Annotated in this window: 17 protein-coding genes and 1 tRNA gene; 4 read left to right on the forward strand and 14 right to left on the reverse strand. The window is 59.6% G+C overall.

What is annotated here, in order from left to right:
• Nucleotides 1–22 precede the first annotated feature (22 nt).
• Nucleotides 23–769: a fumarate/nitrate reduction transcriptional regulator Fnr gene (fnr, locus tag BMZ63_RS08230; RefSeq protein ID WP_091704194.1), complete on the forward strand. Its 747-nt coding sequence runs from the start codon at nt 23–25 to the stop codon at nt 767–769.
• Here the strand turns inward: fnr and BMZ63_RS08235 are convergent.
• The 9 genes from BMZ63_RS08235 to rnr form a co-directional block, all read right to left on the reverse strand.
• On the reverse strand, nt 763–1,620 hold the full coding sequence (locus tag BMZ63_RS08235; RefSeq protein WP_091704196.1) for a sugar nucleotide-binding protein: 858 nt from the start codon (nt 1,618–1,620) through the stop codon (nt 763–765). The genes fnr and BMZ63_RS08235 overlap by 7 nt on opposite strands.
• Before the next feature lie 37 nt (nt 1,621–1,657).
• Entirely contained in the window at nt 1,658–2,737 is a 1,080-nt protein-coding gene (gene alr, locus BMZ63_RS08240; RefSeq protein ID WP_091704198.1) for an alanine racemase, read from the reverse strand.
• Nucleotides 2,737–4,134, reverse strand: a complete 1,398-nt coding sequence (gene dnaB, locus BMZ63_RS08245) for a replicative DNA helicase (protein ID WP_373296722.1) — start codon at nt 4,132–4,134, stop codon at nt 2,737–2,739. The genes alr and dnaB overlap by 1 nt, the downstream gene beginning before the upstream one ends.
• Before the next feature lie 193 nt (nt 4,135–4,327).
• Nucleotides 4,328–4,774, reverse strand: coding sequence for a 50S ribosomal protein L9 (gene rplI / locus BMZ63_RS08250; protein WP_091704203.1), 447 nt, complete (start codon nt 4,772–4,774; stop codon nt 4,328–4,330).
• 20 nt (nt 4,775–4,794) lie between these two features.
• Complete coding sequence (locus BMZ63_RS08255) at nt 4,795–5,661, reverse strand: YybS family protein (protein ID WP_091704206.1); 867 nt, start codon at nt 5,659–5,661, stop codon at nt 4,795–4,797.
• Nucleotides 5,662–5,682: 21 nt separating this feature from the next.
• On the reverse strand, nt 5,683–5,913 hold the full coding sequence (gene rpsR, locus BMZ63_RS08260) for a 30S ribosomal protein S18 (RefSeq protein WP_091704208.1): 231 nt from the start codon (nt 5,911–5,913) through the stop codon (nt 5,683–5,685).
• A gap of 25 nt (nt 5,914–5,938) precedes the next feature.
• Complete coding sequence (rpsF, locus tag BMZ63_RS08265) at nt 5,939–6,346, reverse strand: 30S ribosomal protein S6 (protein ID WP_091704211.1); 408 nt, start codon at nt 6,344–6,346, stop codon at nt 5,939–5,941.
• A 241-nt stretch (nt 6,347–6,587) separates the two neighbouring features.
• Entirely contained in the window at nt 6,588–7,325 is a 738-nt protein-coding gene (rlmB, locus tag BMZ63_RS08270) for a 23S rRNA (guanosine(2251)-2'-O)-methyltransferase RlmB (protein ID WP_091704213.1), read from the reverse strand.
• Nucleotides 7,326–7,360: 35 nt separating this feature from the next.
• Nucleotides 7,361–9,859: a ribonuclease R gene (gene rnr / locus BMZ63_RS08275; protein WP_091704216.1), complete on the reverse strand. Its 2,499-nt coding sequence runs from the start codon at nt 9,857–9,859 to the stop codon at nt 7,361–7,363.
• Nucleotides 9,860–10,064: 205 nt separating this feature from the next.
• Between rnr and BMZ63_RS08280 the strand changes: the two genes are divergently transcribed.
• Nucleotides 10,065–10,151, forward strand: a tRNA-Leu gene (locus BMZ63_RS08280).
• A gap of 268 nt (nt 10,152–10,419) precedes the next feature.
• Here BMZ63_RS08280 and BMZ63_RS08285 read toward each other — a convergent pair.
• Nucleotides 10,420–11,052, reverse strand: a complete 633-nt coding sequence (locus BMZ63_RS08285) for a flavin prenyltransferase UbiX (RefSeq protein ID WP_227663658.1) — start codon at nt 11,050–11,052, stop codon at nt 10,420–10,422.
• Complete coding sequence (gene mpl, locus BMZ63_RS08290; RefSeq protein WP_091704221.1) at nt 11,045–12,439, reverse strand: UDP-N-acetylmuramate:L-alanyl-gamma-D-glutamyl-meso-diaminopimelate ligase; 1,395 nt, start codon at nt 12,437–12,439, stop codon at nt 11,045–11,047. Before mpl ends, BMZ63_RS08285 begins: the two co-directional genes overlap by 8 nt.
• A 143-nt stretch (nt 12,440–12,582) precedes the next feature.
• On the opposite strand from mpl, the gene BMZ63_RS08295 reads away from it, so the two are divergent.
• The gene (locus BMZ63_RS08295; RefSeq protein WP_091704223.1) at nt 12,583–13,845 is read left to right on the forward strand and encodes a 6-phosphofructokinase; all 1,263 of its coding nucleotides are present in this window, start codon (nt 12,583–12,585) and stop codon (nt 13,843–13,845) included.
• An 87-nt stretch (nt 13,846–13,932) separates the two neighbouring features.
• Here BMZ63_RS08295 and BMZ63_RS08300 read toward each other — a convergent pair whose 3' ends face one another.
• Complete coding sequence (locus BMZ63_RS08300; protein ID WP_091704227.1) at nt 13,933–14,187, reverse strand: GrxA family glutaredoxin; 255 nt, start codon at nt 14,185–14,187, stop codon at nt 13,933–13,935.
• 111 nt (nt 14,188–14,298) lie between these two features.
• Here BMZ63_RS08300 and BMZ63_RS08305 point away from each other — a divergent pair, with 111 nt between their 5' ends.
• Entirely contained in the window at nt 14,299–14,742 is a 444-nt protein-coding gene (locus BMZ63_RS08305) for a YqaA family protein (protein WP_091704230.1), read from the forward strand.
• An 11-nt stretch (nt 14,743–14,753) separates the two neighbouring features.
• On the opposite strand, the gene lipB is transcribed toward BMZ63_RS08305, so the two are convergent.
• Both lipB and BMZ63_RS08315 read right to left on the reverse strand, forming a co-directional pair.
• On the reverse strand, nt 14,754–15,413 hold the full coding sequence (lipB, locus tag BMZ63_RS08310; protein ID WP_091704233.1) for a lipoyl(octanoyl) transferase LipB: 660 nt from the start codon (nt 15,411–15,413) through the stop codon (nt 14,754–14,756).
• Nucleotides 15,413–15,682, reverse strand: a complete 270-nt coding sequence (locus BMZ63_RS08315; RefSeq protein WP_091704237.1) for an HP0495 family protein — start codon at nt 15,680–15,682, stop codon at nt 15,413–15,415. Before BMZ63_RS08315 ends, lipB begins: the two co-directional genes overlap by 1 nt.
• Nucleotides 15,683–15,721: the final 39 nt, after the last annotated feature.

Consider the following 15,721-nt stretch of genomic DNA (forward strand, 5'->3'; position numbering starts at 1 on the left):
CAACCCGGACGGTTCATAAGATATGGCCCAGGCAATTCGACTCCAGCAAGTCTCTCCTCTCAAAGCTTCCTGTAACCAGTGCAGTCTGAGTAACTTGTGCCTGCCACTGGCAATCGAGGAAAACGATCTCGACAGCCTCGAAGACATTGTCCAGCAGGGGCGCATTTACAACCGCGGCGAACACATTTTTGATCAGAGCACCCCGGTACGCTCGTGCTTTGCGGTCAAGAGTGGGTCGGTGAAAACCTCGATCATTACCGAGGGCGGCGAAGAGCAGGTCACCGGCTTTTTCATGCCCGGTGAGCTGGTGGGGCTGGACAGCATGAGCGGTGAGACCTATGCCTGTACCGCCCGCGCCCTGGAACGAACCAGCGTGTGCGAATTTCCGGTGGAAAAACTCGAGGAACTGACCGGCAGGCTGCCAGAGCTGCAGCACCACATGTACCGGATGATGAGCCAGGAAATCCAGAACAGCCACCAGCTGGCCATGCTGTTGAGCAAGAACACCGCCGAAGAGCGCATTGCCGCGCTGTTGCTGTCGCTGTCCAGCCGTTTTCGTCGGCGCCGGATGTCAGCGACCAACTTCAGTCTGCCCATGGCCCGGAACGACATTGCCAATTTCCTGGGTCTGGCGGTGGAAACGGTCAGTCGTGTGTTCACCCGCTTCCAGAACCAGGGCATCATCCGTGCCCGGGGCCGGGAAGTGGAGCTGCTGGATGTTGACGCTCTGCAGCTGGTCACCCGGGACTTCGCCCGGCAGGGTCAGTAATCGGGCTGACCCGCCCTGACCATTTTCAGCTCCTCGGATAACCAGTTACGCCACGGCAACTGTTTGATGCCGAACGTATTCTTGATCTTGCTGCAGACCATGGTGGTGTTTACCGGTTCCAGATGCCCCCATTCCGGCATGTCATCCACCACCCGAAGGTGTTCAGGAATGCCGGGAAGACCAAGTATATCCAGCCCCAGCTCATAGAAGTTCACTGCCTCGGCACCGGCGTACTGGTAGGAACCCCATACTTCTGCCCCGCAGTCCAGCTGCATCACGATAGCAGCCATCACCCGCGCCAGGTCGGCTACTGCCACCGGCTGCCCCCGGCAGCGCCCCGGCAACGCCACGGAGCCTCCGTGTGCGGCCTGTTTGTTCAGCTTTCGGATAATCCGGGCCAGACTCCAGCCAGTGCGCAAAATAATATGCCGGGGAAGCGAGGTGCGCAGGGCCTGCTCGCATTCCCACTGCCAACGACCCAACTCATTGATCGGTTGACCAGGGTTGGAAGAAATGTAGGCACCTTGCTTGCGACCATCAAACACATAGCAGGACGACAGTTGCAGCAGCGCCATACCCCGTTCGCGGGCATGCTCGGCCATGGCAATCGGCAGGGCGAAGGCGGCGGCGTGGGTCGCTTCACGGTCCTGTTCGGCTTTTTCCGGGTCGTCCAGCCAGAGCGCGTTAACAATCAGGTCGGTATCTTCCGGCACCCAGTTTGCCAGCGCGGTGGCGGTGGCTTTGGACGGGTCACTGACCAGCAACGGGCTGACGTTCAGGTGGGTTTTACCCAAGCGCTCCAGAAGCACCTTCCCAAGCGGGCCGTAATCGTGAACAACTAGAACATGCACGTTGAAACCATGCCTCCGGAACAAGCGTAAAAGGGGTTTACTGATAGATTCTGGGCACCCGGGCGGTGACCCCGGTCAGTAGCTCATAGCCGATGGTACCGGCATGCATGGCCACTTCGTCAACACTGACGGTCGGGCCCCAGAGCTCGACGGTATCGCCCTCCCCGGCCGCCGGAGCCTGTGTCAGATCCACCGCCAGCATATCCATGGAAACCCTCCCCAGCAAGCGTACCCGCTGGCCATTGATCGCCGCCGGCGTACCAGTGCCGGCATGGCGCGGGTAACCATCACCATAGCCGATGGCCACCATGCCCATGCGGGTTTGGTGCTCGGCTGTCCAGGTCGCACCGTACCCCACGGACTCACCGGGCTGCAGGATGCGGGTGGCGATCAACGGAGCCTCCAGGGTCATGGCTGGCATCAGGCCCAGATCCAGCCCGGTCCGGCTTTCCAGTGGCGAGCCGCCATACAGCATGATGCCCGGCCGGCTCCAGTCAAACAGGGTTTGCCCTTCACGGAAATGCGCCGCCGAGTTGCCCACACTGCGCATGAGCGCAGGCCAGGGCGCGGTGGCTTGTTCAAACAACCGCGTTTGTTCCGCGGTCATCGGGTGTTCCGTGTGATCGGCACAGGCGAAGTGGGTAACAAATCCCAGCAACCGCGCCTGGCACCCCGTGTTCGCCAGCTGGTCGACAACGGATGTCAGCTCGTGCGGGCGAAATCCCAGGCGATTCATGCCGGTGTTCACTTTTAACCAGAACCTCGGCGCCGCCTCACTCTTTTCTTTCAGCCAAGCGAGCTGCCGGGGGCTGTGTATGACCGGCTCGAAACCCTGTTCGTTACAGGTGGGAAGATCAGCCGCTTCATGCACACCCTGCAGCAACACCACCGGCTGGGACAGGCCCTCGGCACGAATGCGCGTGGCCTCTTCAATGCAGGCAACCGCGTAACGGCGGGCCTCACCGGCAAGCGCACTGGCGACCGGGCCAATACCATGACCATAACCATCCGCCTTGATCACCGCCATGGCCTGAGCCTGCCCGGCAAGACCGCAAGCCAGACGGTAGTTGTGGCGGATCGCATCAAGGTGAATGCGGGCAACGGTGGGCCTGGGCATTAATAGTCTCCACCGTAGTCGCCATAATCGCCGTGCGCGAGGTCTTCAAACTTGGTGTATTTACCGATGAAGGCCAGGCGGGTGGTACCAATGGGGCCGTTCCGCTGCTTGCCGATGATGATTTCGGCAATTCCTTTATCCGGGGTGTCTTCGTTGTACACCTCGTCCCGGTAGACGAACATGATGACGTCGGCGTCCTGCTCAATGGCGCCGGATTCCCGCAGGTCCGAGTTGACCGGCCGTTTATTGGGCCGCTGCTCCAGGCTCCGGTTCAACTGGGAAAGTGCCACCACCGGGCAGTTCAGCTCTTTTGCCAGGCCTTTGAGCGAGCGGGATATCTCGGAAATCTCAGCGGTCCGGCCCTCGGTGTTACCCGGCACCCGCATCAACTGCAGATAGTCGACCATGATCAGGCCCAGTTTGCCGCCATTCTCACGTGCGACACGCCGGGCACGGGATCGCATTTCCGTGGGGCTCAGCCCAGGGGTGTCATCAATATAGAGCGGTTTGTCTTTGAGCAGGCTGACGGCCGAGGTCAACCGGGGCCAGTCGTCTTCTTCCAGGTTACCGCTACGCACTTTGGTCTGATCAATACGCCCCAACGACGACAGCATACGCATGGCCAGGGCATCGGCGGGCATTTCCATACTGAATACCATGATCGGCACCCCGGCGGTGATCAGGGCGTTCTCGACAATGTTCATGGCAAAGGTGGTCTTACCCATGGACGGTCGCCCGGCCACGATGATCAGGTCTGCCGGCTGCATGCCGGAGGTCTGCTCATCCAGGTCCTTGAAGCCGGTGGTCAGGCCGGTAGTGCGCTCGCCGGATTCAAACAGCTCTTCGATGCGGGTCAGCGCATCGGCCAGAATCGGGTTGATCCCCTTGGGGCCGGAGCCCTCCTTGGACCGGGATTCGGCAATCTGAAACACGTTGCGCTCGGCTTCATCGAGCAGTTCGGAACTCTTCCGCCCCTGGGGGTTGAAAGCCGAATCGGAAATCTTGCCGGAGACTTCCACCAGCTGGCGCAGAATTGAACGTTCCTTGACGATGTCGGCGTAGGCACGAATGTTGGCCGCACCCGGGGTCTTTTCCGCCAGTTCGGCCAGGTAGGACAGACCGCCGGCGTCCTCGATGTCGCCGGCCCGCTCCAGATACTCCGCCAGTGTGACCACGTCCAGGGGTTCACTCTCACTGGCCAGGCGCTCGATTGCCCCGAAAATCAGCCGGTGATCCTGGCGGTAGAAGTCAACAGCCGAGATGGTTTCCGCCACTTCGTCGTAACGACGGTTATCGAGCATCAAACCACCCAACACTGCCTGTTCGGCTTCGACGGAATGGGGTGGAACCTTGATTCGACTGGTTTCGGCGTCAACAGGGGCGGATTTGGTGTTCAGATTGGCCATGCACACACTTCTTCAGGGTCAGCCAGCCAGACACAAACAGACTGCCGGCAAGCGGGAATAAAATCGGAAATACAAGAATACCAGAAAGCAACGGGCCCGAAACCGTCTCCGGTTCGGGCCCGTTTCAGGCTGGCCGGAACAAATGCCCGGCCGGCCATGCCAGTGCTAACATCCTGGAGGCTGATCAGCCAGCAACAACGGCCAGGTTGATAGTCACTTCTACGTCGGTGTGCAGCTGCAGTTCGATTTCGTACTCGCCGGTCACGCGGATCGGACCTTCCGGCAGACGAACTTCGCTCTTCTCGACTTCTGTACCGGCAGCGGTAATCGCGTCTGCGATGTCACGCACGCCAATGGAGCCGAACAGCTTGCCTTCTTCACCAGCCTTGGAAGTGATGGTGACAGAAGTACCTTCCAGAGCTTCGGCGCGGGCCTGGGCAGCAGCCAGTTTTTCGGCAGCGGCTTTTTCCAGCTCGGCACGGCGCTCTTCAAATGCCTTGATGTTTGCTTCAGTGGCAGGCACCGCCTTGCCATACGGAAGCAGGAAATTACGACCGTAACCGGCCTTTACTTTGACCTTGTCGCCCAGAGAGCCAAGGTTTGCTACTTTCTCGAGCAGAATAACTTCCATCTCGTTAACCTCTTCGTGCTTTATTCAGCCGACCCGACAGGCTTGATACGCCCCCGGATATTCAGCCAGCTATCCACAAAAGCCAGCACCAACAAAAACATCATCAGACTCGGACCCAGCAACACCAGCGCCACATAAAACGCCGCCAGCCAGTTACCGCTCAGCCCTTTTCGGCCTACGACACCGTGTACCAGCGCAAGACCCGCCATGAACAATGGCGTTCCAGCTGCCCATGCCAGCAGCAGCGAGTTCAGGCCCAGCACCGGCCCGGCCACCATGGTCACCGCACAGAGTACGGCAATCACCGGCGACAACCGCAGGCTGTGGAACTCCTTGCGGAATCCACCCGGGTTGTACAACCCGGCCTGCCACGCCCTCGCCAGCATGGTCATACCAATTGCCGTGGCAAAATAGGTGCCGGCCATGCTTGCGTTCATGGTGTCGCGAATGATCAGCTCAAGTTCACTGCCCAGTTCGCGCGCCACGTCGGCATTGTACTGCTGGTAAAACTCGATACCGGCCTGGACCAGATCGTCCATCAGGGCCGGATACATTAATGGCAGCATCAGTCCGCTCAGGATGGCCAGAAACGCGCCGGATAACAGCGCCTTTTCCCAGGCCCCGCCGGTTCTGAGCAGCGACGCCATCAGCATCGTCTGCAGCAAAACCACCAGAGCGGTCGGATCCTGACCATACAACGCCCAGCCCAGGGCCGGAAGCATCGCCCACAGGCCAATTTGCAGGCCCTGACGAATGCCCAGCCGGAGTATGACCAGGCCAACAACTGCTGCGCCTACCCAGAACAACAGGGGCAATGCAGTGGTTACTGCTGCTACCCCGCCAGCCTGGAGGGGACCGCGCATTACATACTGTGCCAGTGCACGCATGGTCCCGAGTCCTGTTTTTGCTTAGTGGTCGTGGCTATCCGTATACGGCAGCAGTGCCAGGTAGCGGGCGCGCTTGACAGCGGTAGCCAGCTGACGCTGATAACGTGCTTTGGTGCCGGTGATGCGGCTGGGCACGATCTTGCCGGTTTCAGTGATGTAGCCTTTCAGGGTGTCCAGATCCTTGTAATCGATCTGCTTGACACCTTCTGCCGTGAAACGACAGAACTTACGACGTCTGAAAAAACGAGCCATTAGATAACTCCTTAACTCCGGTTAATTACTCTTCTTCGTCCTGCTTCTGGCTTTTCTCACCAGAATCAGACTCGGCAGAACGGCGAGGACGCTCGTCGCGGCGATCTTCACGGGACTCTGCAGCTTTCATCGGAGAAGGCTCGGTAACAGCCTCGTCCTGACGCAGAATCATCTCGCGGATGATGGCATCGTTGAACCGGAAGTTGTGAGTCAGCTCATCCATGGCGGGCTTGGAACATTCAACGTTCATCAGCACGTAGTGAGCCTTGTGAATCTTGTTGATCGGGTAAGCCAGGTGACGACGGCCCCAATCTTCCAGGCGATGTACCTTGCCGCCATCTTCAGTGATGACGCCGGTATAACGCTCGATCATCGCGGGCACTTGCTCGCTCTGATCCGGATGTACCATAAATACGATTTCGTAGTGACGCATGTGTTCTCCCTACGGTTTAAACAGCCTCCTTCCCCGACAACGAATGCCCGGGCCTGGAAGCAAGGAGTTGACAGCCAGGCTGTCGGTTCTATTTTTTGCTTTGATGATAAGGCTTTACAAGAAAGGCTTGATCAAAAGCGGGGCTTGAATTGCCTGATAACAGACAATAAAAGACCACCCCTGAAAACAGGGGTGGCATATTCTAGGCCGGCCGGCCGGGTTGTGCAAGGTGTAATCAGCCTTAACCCAGACGCTGGCGCACCGCCTCAAACAGGCAAACGCCGGTGGCCACGGACACATTCAGGCTGTCCACGTGGCCGGCCATGGGAATGTTGATCAGTTGATCGCAATGCTCCCGGGTGAGCCGACGCATGCCCTTGCCCTCGGCACCCATCACCAGCGCCACCGGGCCGTTGAAATCGGCCTGGTAAAGGGTGGCATCGGCTTCACCGGCGGTGCCGATCAACCACACACCCTGCTCCTTGATCTCACGGAGGAAGCGCGCCAGATTGGTCACCCGCACAAACGGTACGGTTTCCGCCGCACCACAGGCCACCTTCCGGGCAACAGGGGTGAGCGTGGCGGATTTATCCTTGGGCACAATCACCGCCTGCACACCGGCGGCATCAGCGGTCCGCATGCAGGCACCGAGGTTGTGGGGGTCGGTCACTCCGTCCAGCACCAACAGGAACGGCGGTTTCTCACTGCTTGCCAACTGCGACAGCAAATCGTCTTCCGTCCACTCCTTGCTGGCCGATACGGCAGCGACAATGCCCTGGTGAACACCCGACACCCGCTCATCCAATTCCTTGCGATGAACAATCTGCCACCGCACACCAAGACCATCGAGGGCGCCGGTGACCGCCTTGACCCGCTTATCCTGGCGGCCGGTCTGAATCCACACCCGCTGAAGCCGATCCGGCTCCCGCTTGAGCACCGCGTCTACCGCGTGCCAGCCAAAAATATATTCCTGAGACACTGATCTTTCCTGTATCTGGCGTTTCTGTACCGGGCTTATTTACCGGATTTGCCCTTCCGGCCACCGCCCCTGGCCGGTTTCCGGGCCTGCTTGGCGGCTTCGGCAACCAGTTTTTCCCGGGCGCTGGACGGTGGCACTTTGGCATTGGGCTGGCCACCGGACTTCGCCCCGGAGCGGCCGCCAGGGGAGCCGCCGGCTTTCTTCTTGCCGCCACGACCGCCTTTTTTGCCACGTGAGCCCTTGTCACTGACATCACGCCGGGCAATATCCAGCGCTTCCCGGTCGCCTTCTCTGTGTTTCGGCTCGCTGACCAGTTCCAGATCGATCTTGCGGTCTTCCATGCCGACGCGGGCAACCTGCACACGAACCTCATCACCAAGGCGGAAACTGACGGCGGTCCGCTCACCAATCAACCGGTGCTTGATGGGGTCATGGTGGAAATAATCGCCACTCAGGGACGACACATGCACCAAGCCTTCAATGTAGATATCGGACAGGGACACAAAAATCCCGAAAGGCACCACGGCCGCGATCACCCCATCGAATTCGTCGCCCACGTGATCCCGCAGAAACTCACACTTGAGCCAGGCTTCCACATCGCGGGTGGCGTCGTCGGCGCGGCGCTCGGTCATCGAGCACTGCTCGCCCAGCCGCTCCATATCGGCGTATTCGTAGGGGTAATGCGCCAGCTCCGGATCGGTCACTTTCGGAGTCACCACATCCTTCTTCACTTCCGGCTTGTGAATCCGGGATTTGATGGCGCGATGGATAATCAAATCCGGGTACCGGCGAATCGGCGAGGTGAAGTGGGTGTAGCTGGCAAAGCCAAGGCCAAAGTGACCACTCTGCTCCGGGCTATAAACCGCCTGGCTAAGCGAGCGCAACATCACCATCTGAATGACGTTGGCATCCGGGCGATCCGCCACTTCCGCCAGCAACTGCTGGTAATCGGCGGAGGTCGGCTTGTCGCCGCCGCCCAGTTGCAGGCCCAGCTCGCCCAGGAACAGGCGCAGGTTCTGGAGCTTTTCTTCACCCGGGCCCTGATGCACCCGGTAAAGGGCCGGCACTTCGTGCTTTTTCAGGAAACGGGCGGTGGCAACGTTGGCGCACAGCATGCATTCTTCGACAATCTTGTGGGCATCGTTACGGTGCACCGGCACGATTTCTTCAATCTTGCGATTGGCATCGAAGACTATTTGGGTTTCGGTGGTTTCGAAATCGATGGCGCCACGCTCGGTGCGTGCCTTGCGGAACTGCTTGTACAGATCGTAAAGATTGTGCAGATGCGGCAGCAGATCGGCGTAATGCTCACACAGCCGGTAACCCTCCTCGGTATCCGGGTGCTCGAGCATGGCGCTGACCTTGTTGTAAGTCAGTCGCGCATGGCTGCGCATGACCGCCTGGTAGAAGGTGTAGCCACTGAGGTTGCCGGCGGCGCTGATGGTCATGTCCGCCACCATGCACAGGCGATCCACGCCCGGGTTCAGTGAACACAGGCCGTTGGAAAGCTTCTCCGGCAGCATGGGCACCACGTGGTCCGGGAAGTAAACCGAGTTACCACGGCGAACCGCTTCTTCATCCAGAGGCGAGCCCGGACGCACGTAATGGGACACATCGGCAATGGCCACCACCAGCCGGTAACCGCCGCGCGGGCGCGGCTCGCAATAGATGGCGTCATCAAAATCCCGGGCAGTTTCGCCATCAATGGTGACCAGGCGCATGTTACGCAGGTCGACCCGGTTGGCCTTGTCTTTCTCCTCTACCTCTTCAGAAATCGCAGCCGCCTGCTCACCCACCTCGGTAGGCCAGTTATGGGGGATGTCGTAGGAGCGAATGGCAACGTCAATTTCCATGCCCGGCGCCATGTGCTCGCCCAGGATCTCGACAATCTGCCCGGTGGGCTGGGTACGGATGGTGGGCTGGCGCAGGATATTGGCCACCACATACTGGCCATGCACCGCGCCGCCGGCCTGTTCATCCGGGATCAGGATTTCATGGTTGATGCGGGCGTTTTCCGGCACGACGAAACCGATGCCGCTCTCTTTAAAGAAGCGACCAACGATCTGCTCGGTCTTGTGCTCCAGCACTTCGACGATCACACCCTCCCGGCGACCCCGATCGTCAATACGATCGACCCGCGCGGCCACGCGGTCACCGTGAAACACCTGACGCATTTGCCGGGCGGTGAGAAACAGGTCGGAGCCCTTGTCGTCGGGAATCAGAAACCCGAAACCGTCTTTGTGGCCGACAATGCGACCGGTCACCAGTTCGGCTTCTTCCAGCGGCAGGTAAGCGCCACGCCGGTTGCAGATCAACTGGCCATCACGGCACATGGCGATCAGGCGCCGGCGGATGGCTTCAATGCTGTCCGGGTCAGTCTGCCCGAACTCCTGGCACAGGGTTTCGTGCGTGGCCGGCGCGCCCCTCTCTTTAAGGTGCTGGAGGATGTACTCGCGGCTCTGTACCGGGTTGTCGTACTTCTGCGCCTCAATCTCGGCGTTCGGGTCTTTGTGTTCTTTCTTCCGGGAAACCATTCGGATCCTTGTTTGCTGGCCGCTTAGTGCGGCGGAATTCGTGTTTGCCTCAGTATAACGTTGTGAACAGGCCCATGCCTAACAAGTGCCTGTATAGTACGCACAATTACTCGAAAAACTTTTTTAAAAAAAATGTTTGACAGCTTCGGGAGCGATCAGTAAAGTACGCGCCATCGGTTGAGGGGCACACCTCAACAAGTCATCTGCCGAGGTGGCGAAATTGGTAGACGCGCTAGCTTCAGGTGCTAGTGGGGGCAACCCCGTGGAGGTTCAAGTCCTCTCCTCGGCACCACTTCTTCCCTCTAAGAAGTGGCTTTGAAAATACCCGAACCAATCAAAACTCCCACACCCTTAGAAACCTCAGCATGACCCTATGGTGCTGGTTTATTGTTTCTATTTGGTGACTACTCCGTTGCCGAATACCATGAACTCCGTGCAGGGAGCCAATCAGGTAGGGCTTTCCAAAACACGCTGTAAATACTTCCCTGTACCGCTCGAGCTCCGCCATCCCTGGCTCCGCACGGTTTTGGAAAGCCCTACCTGATTGACTCCATCCGACTTTAGCTGCCCTCTTCCTGATTAGATTCTCCCCAGCGCGGCACCAATCCCTGCTCTATACCCAAATGATCAAGAAGCCGCGCCACCATGAAATCCACCAGATCATCGATGGACTCCGGCTTGTGGTAGAAACCCGGGCTGGCCGGCATGATCACCGCGCCCATGCGGGTGAGTTTGAGCATGTTTTCCAGATGCACTTCGGAATACGGGGCTTCGCGCAGCACCAGGATGAGCTGTCTTCGCTCTTTCAGCGCCACATCCCCGGCCCGTTCGATCAGGTTGTTACTGGCGCCTGTTGCCAGAGCTGAGAGGGTACCGGTGCTGCAGGGGCATACCACCAGCGGGGCTTTCTCGCCAGAGCCGGAGGCCGGGGGCGAGAACCAGTCTTCCCGGCCAAAGACCTGTATTTGCCCTTCGTTGGCGGCGGTAAAGGAATCGAACGCTTCTTTCATGGCCGGCGGAGAGCCCGGCAGGCGAAAGTCGGTTTCGGTGGCCATCACCACCTGCGCGGCACGGCTGACCATCACATTCACCCGGCATCCGGCGGCCACCAGGCACTGCAGCAACCGCAGGCCGTATTGGGCGCCAGAGGCACCGGTGAAAGCCAGGTTAATCAGTTTCGGTGTTTCAACCACGCATCTTCTCCAGTTCTGCCACCAGTTTGCCGTGAATGCCGCCAAAGCCGCCATTGCTCATGATCACAATGTGGCCGGTCTCCGGTAATTGCGCCAGCGCCTGGGTGATCAGCGCTTCCACCGAGCTTTCCACCCGGTGGTTGTCGGCACCACCCTGCTCCGTCTGCCACTGAACCAGCAGCTGCGGCAACCAGTCCATCTCGCTCAGATTGCCCCAAAGTACGCCATCGGCGGCAGCGGTGCTGGGAATCAGGGTTTGCCGGTGAACGCCCTGTTTCATGGTATTGGAGCGTGGCTCGATGATCGCCAGGATCGGCTCATCCAACACCTGTTTGCGCAGCCCTTCAAGCGTCGAGGCGATGGCCGTCGGGTGGTGGGCGAAATCGTCATAGACTTTGATGCCGCCAATATCCGCCAGCAACTCCATGCGCCGCTTCACCCCGGAAAAGCGGTTCAGGGCAGCGATGGCATGGTCCGGCGTGATGCCAATATGACGCGCGGCGGCAATGGCGGACAAGGCGTTGCGCACATTATGAATGCCAGTCAGTGACCAACTCAGGGTCGCCACCGGCTGCTCATGGTGAATCACCATGAACCGGCTGCCATCCTCGGACAGCAACTCGGCCCGCCAGTCGCTCATTCGCCCGGTTTCGCTACCCACCGACGTGTCCTGCACCGGGCTCCAGCAACCCAGCTCGAGGGCGTTATCCAGGTGCGCATCCACCGCCGGCCGGACGATCAGCCCCTGGGACGGCACGGTCCGCACCAGGTGGTGGAACTGGCGCTCGATCGCCTCGATGCTGTCAAAAATATCGGCGTGGTCGTATTCCAGGTTGTTGAGAATCAGGGTGTCGGGGCGGTAATGGACAAACTTGGAGCGCTTGTCGAAAAAGGCACTGTCGTATTCATCGGCCTCAATCACGAAAAAATCACTGGTTCCGAGCCGCGCTGAGACGGGAAAATCCTTCGGTACGCCACCGACCAGGTAGCCGGGATCAAACCCTGCCTGGTCCAGAATCCACAACAGCATGGAAGTGGTGGTGGTTTTGCCGTGGGTACCGGCCACAGCCAGCACCCACCGGTGACGCAACACTTCCCGGGACAGCCACTCGGGGCCGGACATGTAATCAATGTGCCGGTTGAGCACCGCCTCCACTTCCGGGTTGCCCCGGGACATGGCGTTGCCAATCAGCACCAGGTCTGGCTGCGGTTTGAGGTTGTCGGCTCTGTAGCCTTCCATCAGCTCGATACCCTGGGCCTCAAGCTGGGTGCTCATGGGCGGGTACACCCCCTGGTCCGAGCCGGTAACGGTATGGCCCAACTCACGGGCGATCACCGCCAGGCTCCCCATGAAAGTGCCACAGATTCCCAGAATATGAATGTGCATCGAGCAACGGCCTCCGGTTTGAAACCTGCAAAGCGTCCATCATCGCACCGGCCGGGTCAAGCGCGATGATCCGCTCATGAAATGCGCGCCAGTTTGGCGTATCATCTGCGCCATTGTCGAACCAGCAGGAGGCTTACCCCGTAATGGCCATCAAAAACGCATTTTATGCCCAGTCAGGCGGTGTTACCGCCGTAATCAACGCCAGCGCCTGCGGCGTTATCCAGGCCGCACGCAAACACCCCGATCAGATTGGCAAGGTGTATGCCGGCCGTAATGGCATTATCGGTGCCCTTAAAGAAGAGTTGATCGACACCAGCCTGGAAACCGACGAGTCCATCGAAGCGCTGTTACATACGCCGGGCGGCGCGTTTGGTTCATGTCGCTACAAGCTCAAGAACATTACCGAAAACCGGCGCGAATACGAGCGGCTGATCGAAGTGTTCCGGGCCCACGACATCGGTTACTTCTTCTACAACGGCGGCGGCGATTCCCAGGATACCGCATTCAAGGTCTCCCAGTTGGCCGAGAAGATGGGCTACCCGATCACCTGCATCGGTGTCCCCAAGACCGTCGACAACGATCTTCCGTTCACCGATTGCAGCCCGGGCTTTGGTTCCGTGGCCAAGTACATCGCCACTTCCACACTGGAAGCCAGCCTGGATATCCAGTCCATGTGCGACACTTCCACCAAGGTATTCATTCTGGAAGTGATGGGGCGTCATGCCGGCTGGATTGCCGCCTCCGGGGGCCTGGCCGGTGAAGGCGAAGGCCAGCCTCCGCACATCATCCTGTTCCCGGAAGTGGCCTTTGACCGGGAGAAATTCCTGGCCCGCGTCGATCAGTGTGTGAAGGACTACGGCTACTGCGTGGTGGTGGCTTCCGAGGGCGCCCAGTACGAGGACGGTCACTTTGTTGCCGACGCCGGCGCCAAGGATGCCTTCGGCCACACCCAGCTGGGCGGCGTGGCACCAGCCCTGGCGAACATGGTCAAACAGGCCCTGGGCCACAAATACCACTGGGCAGTGGCGGATTACCTGCAGCGCTCCGCGCGCCACATCGCCTCCGCTACCGACGTGGAGCAGGCTTATGCGGTAGGCAAGGCGGCGGTGGAAATGGCTCTGGCCGGCAAACAGGCGCTGATGCCGACCATCGTGCGCGAGCAGAGCAACCCGTACCGCTGGTCCATCGGCGAGGCCAACCTGAGCGAAGTGGCCAACCAGGAAAAGAAGATGCCGATCCACTACATCACCGACGATGGCTTTGCCATCACCCAGGACTGCCGGGACTACATGAAGCCGCTGATTGCCGGTGAGAGTTTCCCGCCCTTCGAGGATGGCCTGCCAAAGGTGGCCAAGCTCAAGAAGCAGTTGGTGGAGAAGAAGCTGAAAACCGATTTCGAGATCTGAATCCGGAAGGGCCCGCGAGGCCCATCCAGAACAAGAAAGCCCGGCAGAGCCCCCTCTGCCGGGCTTTTTCATGCAAACACCCTTCGCTTACTGGGCTGTCGTCGCCTCGTGCCGACGCACATAAGCCGAGAACTCATCAAACCCACCAACGTATTCGCTGCCCACCAGAATTTGCGGCACCGTGTGCACCGGCCGACCAATCTCATCGGCAATATCCTGTTTGCTCATGCCGCGCTCGATCATGTCGACCCAGGTGAAGGGTACACCGCGCGATTCGCACAGGTTCTTGGCCATCACGCAAAACGGGCAACTGGTCCGGCCATAAATGGTTACAGGTTCCATAGACGCTCCTGATCCTGATGAGTATGAAAAGTTGTACCAATGATGCCAGCAGCCCGGGCGAATGGAAATTAGCACTTACCATGACAGTGATAGTGCTTTACGATTCAGGCCATGGGTTACCTGTCGCTGTTCCTCACCGCCTTTGCCGCCGCCACCCTGCTGCCCGCCTACTCCGAAGTGCTGCTCGGTGCCATGGTCAATCAGGGCTACTCGCTGTTCTGGCTGTGGTTCTGGGCCACCGCCGGCAACACTCTGGGCTCCGTGGTGAATGGCATTATCGGCCGGCAAGTGGACCGCTTCAAAAACAAACGCTGGTTTCCGGTCAGCGAATTACAGTTGCACAAAGCGCGTAATCGCTTCAACCGCTATGGACAGTGGTCATTACTGCTGGGCTGGCTGCCCATTGGTGGCGATGCGCTGACCCTGGTGGGCGGCATCATGCGGGTACCCTGGCTGAATTTCGTGATTCTGGTGGCGATTGGCAAGGGTGCACGCTACGGGTTTGTGATCTGGGCCGTGCTGGAGGCCAGCGCGCGGTTCAGCGGCGCCGAATAGAGCCGCCCCGCTCAGGCCTGCATCAGCAAATCGGGAAGATCCCGGGTGTGGCTAACCCGCTCACGACCCAGCCGACTGGCCAGCTGGGCAACCAGGCGGCTCTCCAGTTCCGCCACCGTGGCCGACGGCTGGAAATCCCGGACCTGACACATGGGCATGCCGGCGTAACCACAGGGATTGATACGACTGAACGGCTCCATGTCCATGGCGACATTCAGGGCCAGGCCGTGGAACGAGCAGCCCCGGCGCACCCGCAGGCCCAGGGAGGCGATCTTGGCGCCATCCACATACACCCCGGGCGCGTCCGGGCGGGGAGCAGCGGAAATCTCCCGTTCCGCCAGCGTTGCCACAATGGCCTGCTCGATGTCGTCGACCAGTGCCCGCACGCCCAGCTTGCGCCGGGACAGATTAATCAGCAGATAAATCACCAGTTGGCCGGGGCCGTGATAGGTCACCTGCCCGCCCCGGTCCACCTGAACAACCGGGATATCCCCCGGCAGCAGAATGTGCTCGGCCTTGCCGGCCTGACCCTGGGTGTATACCGGTGGATGCTCGAGGCACCAAAGCTCATCAATGGTGTGCTCATCTCGGGATGCGGTGAACGCCTTCATCGCTTCCCAGGTTTCGGTGTAGGGCTGCCGGCCCAGTGACCTGACGATCAGATCGGTCATCAAAGCACCATGTGCACGCGGCCACTGGCCTTGAGGTCTTCAAACAGCGCCTTGAGCTGGCGTTCGCCAGTGGCAACGATCTTCAGCTGCACGGAGGAAAAACGGCCCTTGCTGCTGTCTGTCACGGTAATGTCGGTTTCCGAGATACCCGGTGCGTGTTGCTCCACCACTTCCACGACGAACTCGGTGAAATCCGGCGCGGCATTGCCGATCACCTTGATCACGTAATCACAGGGAAACTCGATTTTCGGGGCTTTCGGCTCAGTCATGCCGTTGTACTCTCCCGGTTACCGGTGTGCCGGCAACCT

The sequence above is a fragment of the Marinobacter persicus genome (genome assembly GCF_900114155.1).
GTDB classification, from domain to species: Bacteria; Pseudomonadota; Gammaproteobacteria; order Pseudomonadales; family Oleiphilaceae; genus Marinobacter; species Marinobacter persicus.

Excerpts from the sequence above, each read along its gene's own strand:
- fnr (WP_091704194.1), top strand. The coding sequence starts at position 23 with ATGGCCCAGGCAATTCGACTCCAGCAAGTCTCTCCTCTCAAAGCTTCC.
- alr (WP_091704198.1), bottom strand. The coding sequence starts at position 2,737 with ATGCCCAGGCCCACCGTTGCCCGCATTCACCTTGATGCGATCCGCCAC.
- rplI (WP_091704203.1), bottom strand. The coding sequence starts at position 4,774 with ATGGAAGTTATTCTGCTCGAGAAAGTAGCAAACCTTGGCTCTCTGGGC.
- BMZ63_RS08255 (WP_091704206.1), bottom strand. The coding sequence starts at position 5,661 with ATGCGTGCACTGGCACAGTATGTAATGCGCGGTCCCCTCCAGGCTGGC.
- rpsR (WP_091704208.1), bottom strand. The coding sequence starts at position 5,913 with ATGGCTCGTTTTTTCAGACGTCGTAAGTTCTGTCGTTTCACGGCAGAA.
- rpsF (WP_091704211.1), bottom strand. The coding sequence starts at position 6,346 with ATGCGTCACTACGAAATCGTATTTATGGTACATCCGGATCAGAGCGAG.
- rnr (WP_091704216.1), bottom strand. The coding sequence starts at position 9,859 with ATGGTTTCCCGGAAGAAAGAACACAAAGACCCGAACGCCGAGATTGAG.
- mpl (WP_091704221.1), bottom strand. The coding sequence starts at position 12,439 with ATGCACATTCATATTCTGGGAATCTGTGGCACTTTCATGGGGAGCCTG.
- BMZ63_RS08295 (WP_091704223.1), top strand. The coding sequence starts at position 12,583 with ATGGCCATCAAAAACGCATTTTATGCCCAGTCAGGCGGTGTTACCGCC.
- BMZ63_RS08300 (WP_091704227.1), bottom strand. The coding sequence starts at position 14,187 with ATGGAACCTGTAACCATTTATGGCCGGACCAGTTGCCCGTTTTGCGTG.
- BMZ63_RS08305 (WP_091704230.1), top strand. The coding sequence starts at position 14,299 with ATGGGTTACCTGTCGCTGTTCCTCACCGCCTTTGCCGCCGCCACCCTG.
- lipB (WP_091704233.1), bottom strand. The coding sequence starts at position 15,413 with ATGACCGATCTGATCGTCAGGTCACTGGGCCGGCAGCCCTACACCGAA.
- BMZ63_RS08315 (WP_091704237.1), bottom strand. The coding sequence starts at position 15,682 with ATGACTGAGCCGAAAGCCCCGAAAATCGAGTTTCCCTGTGATTACGTG.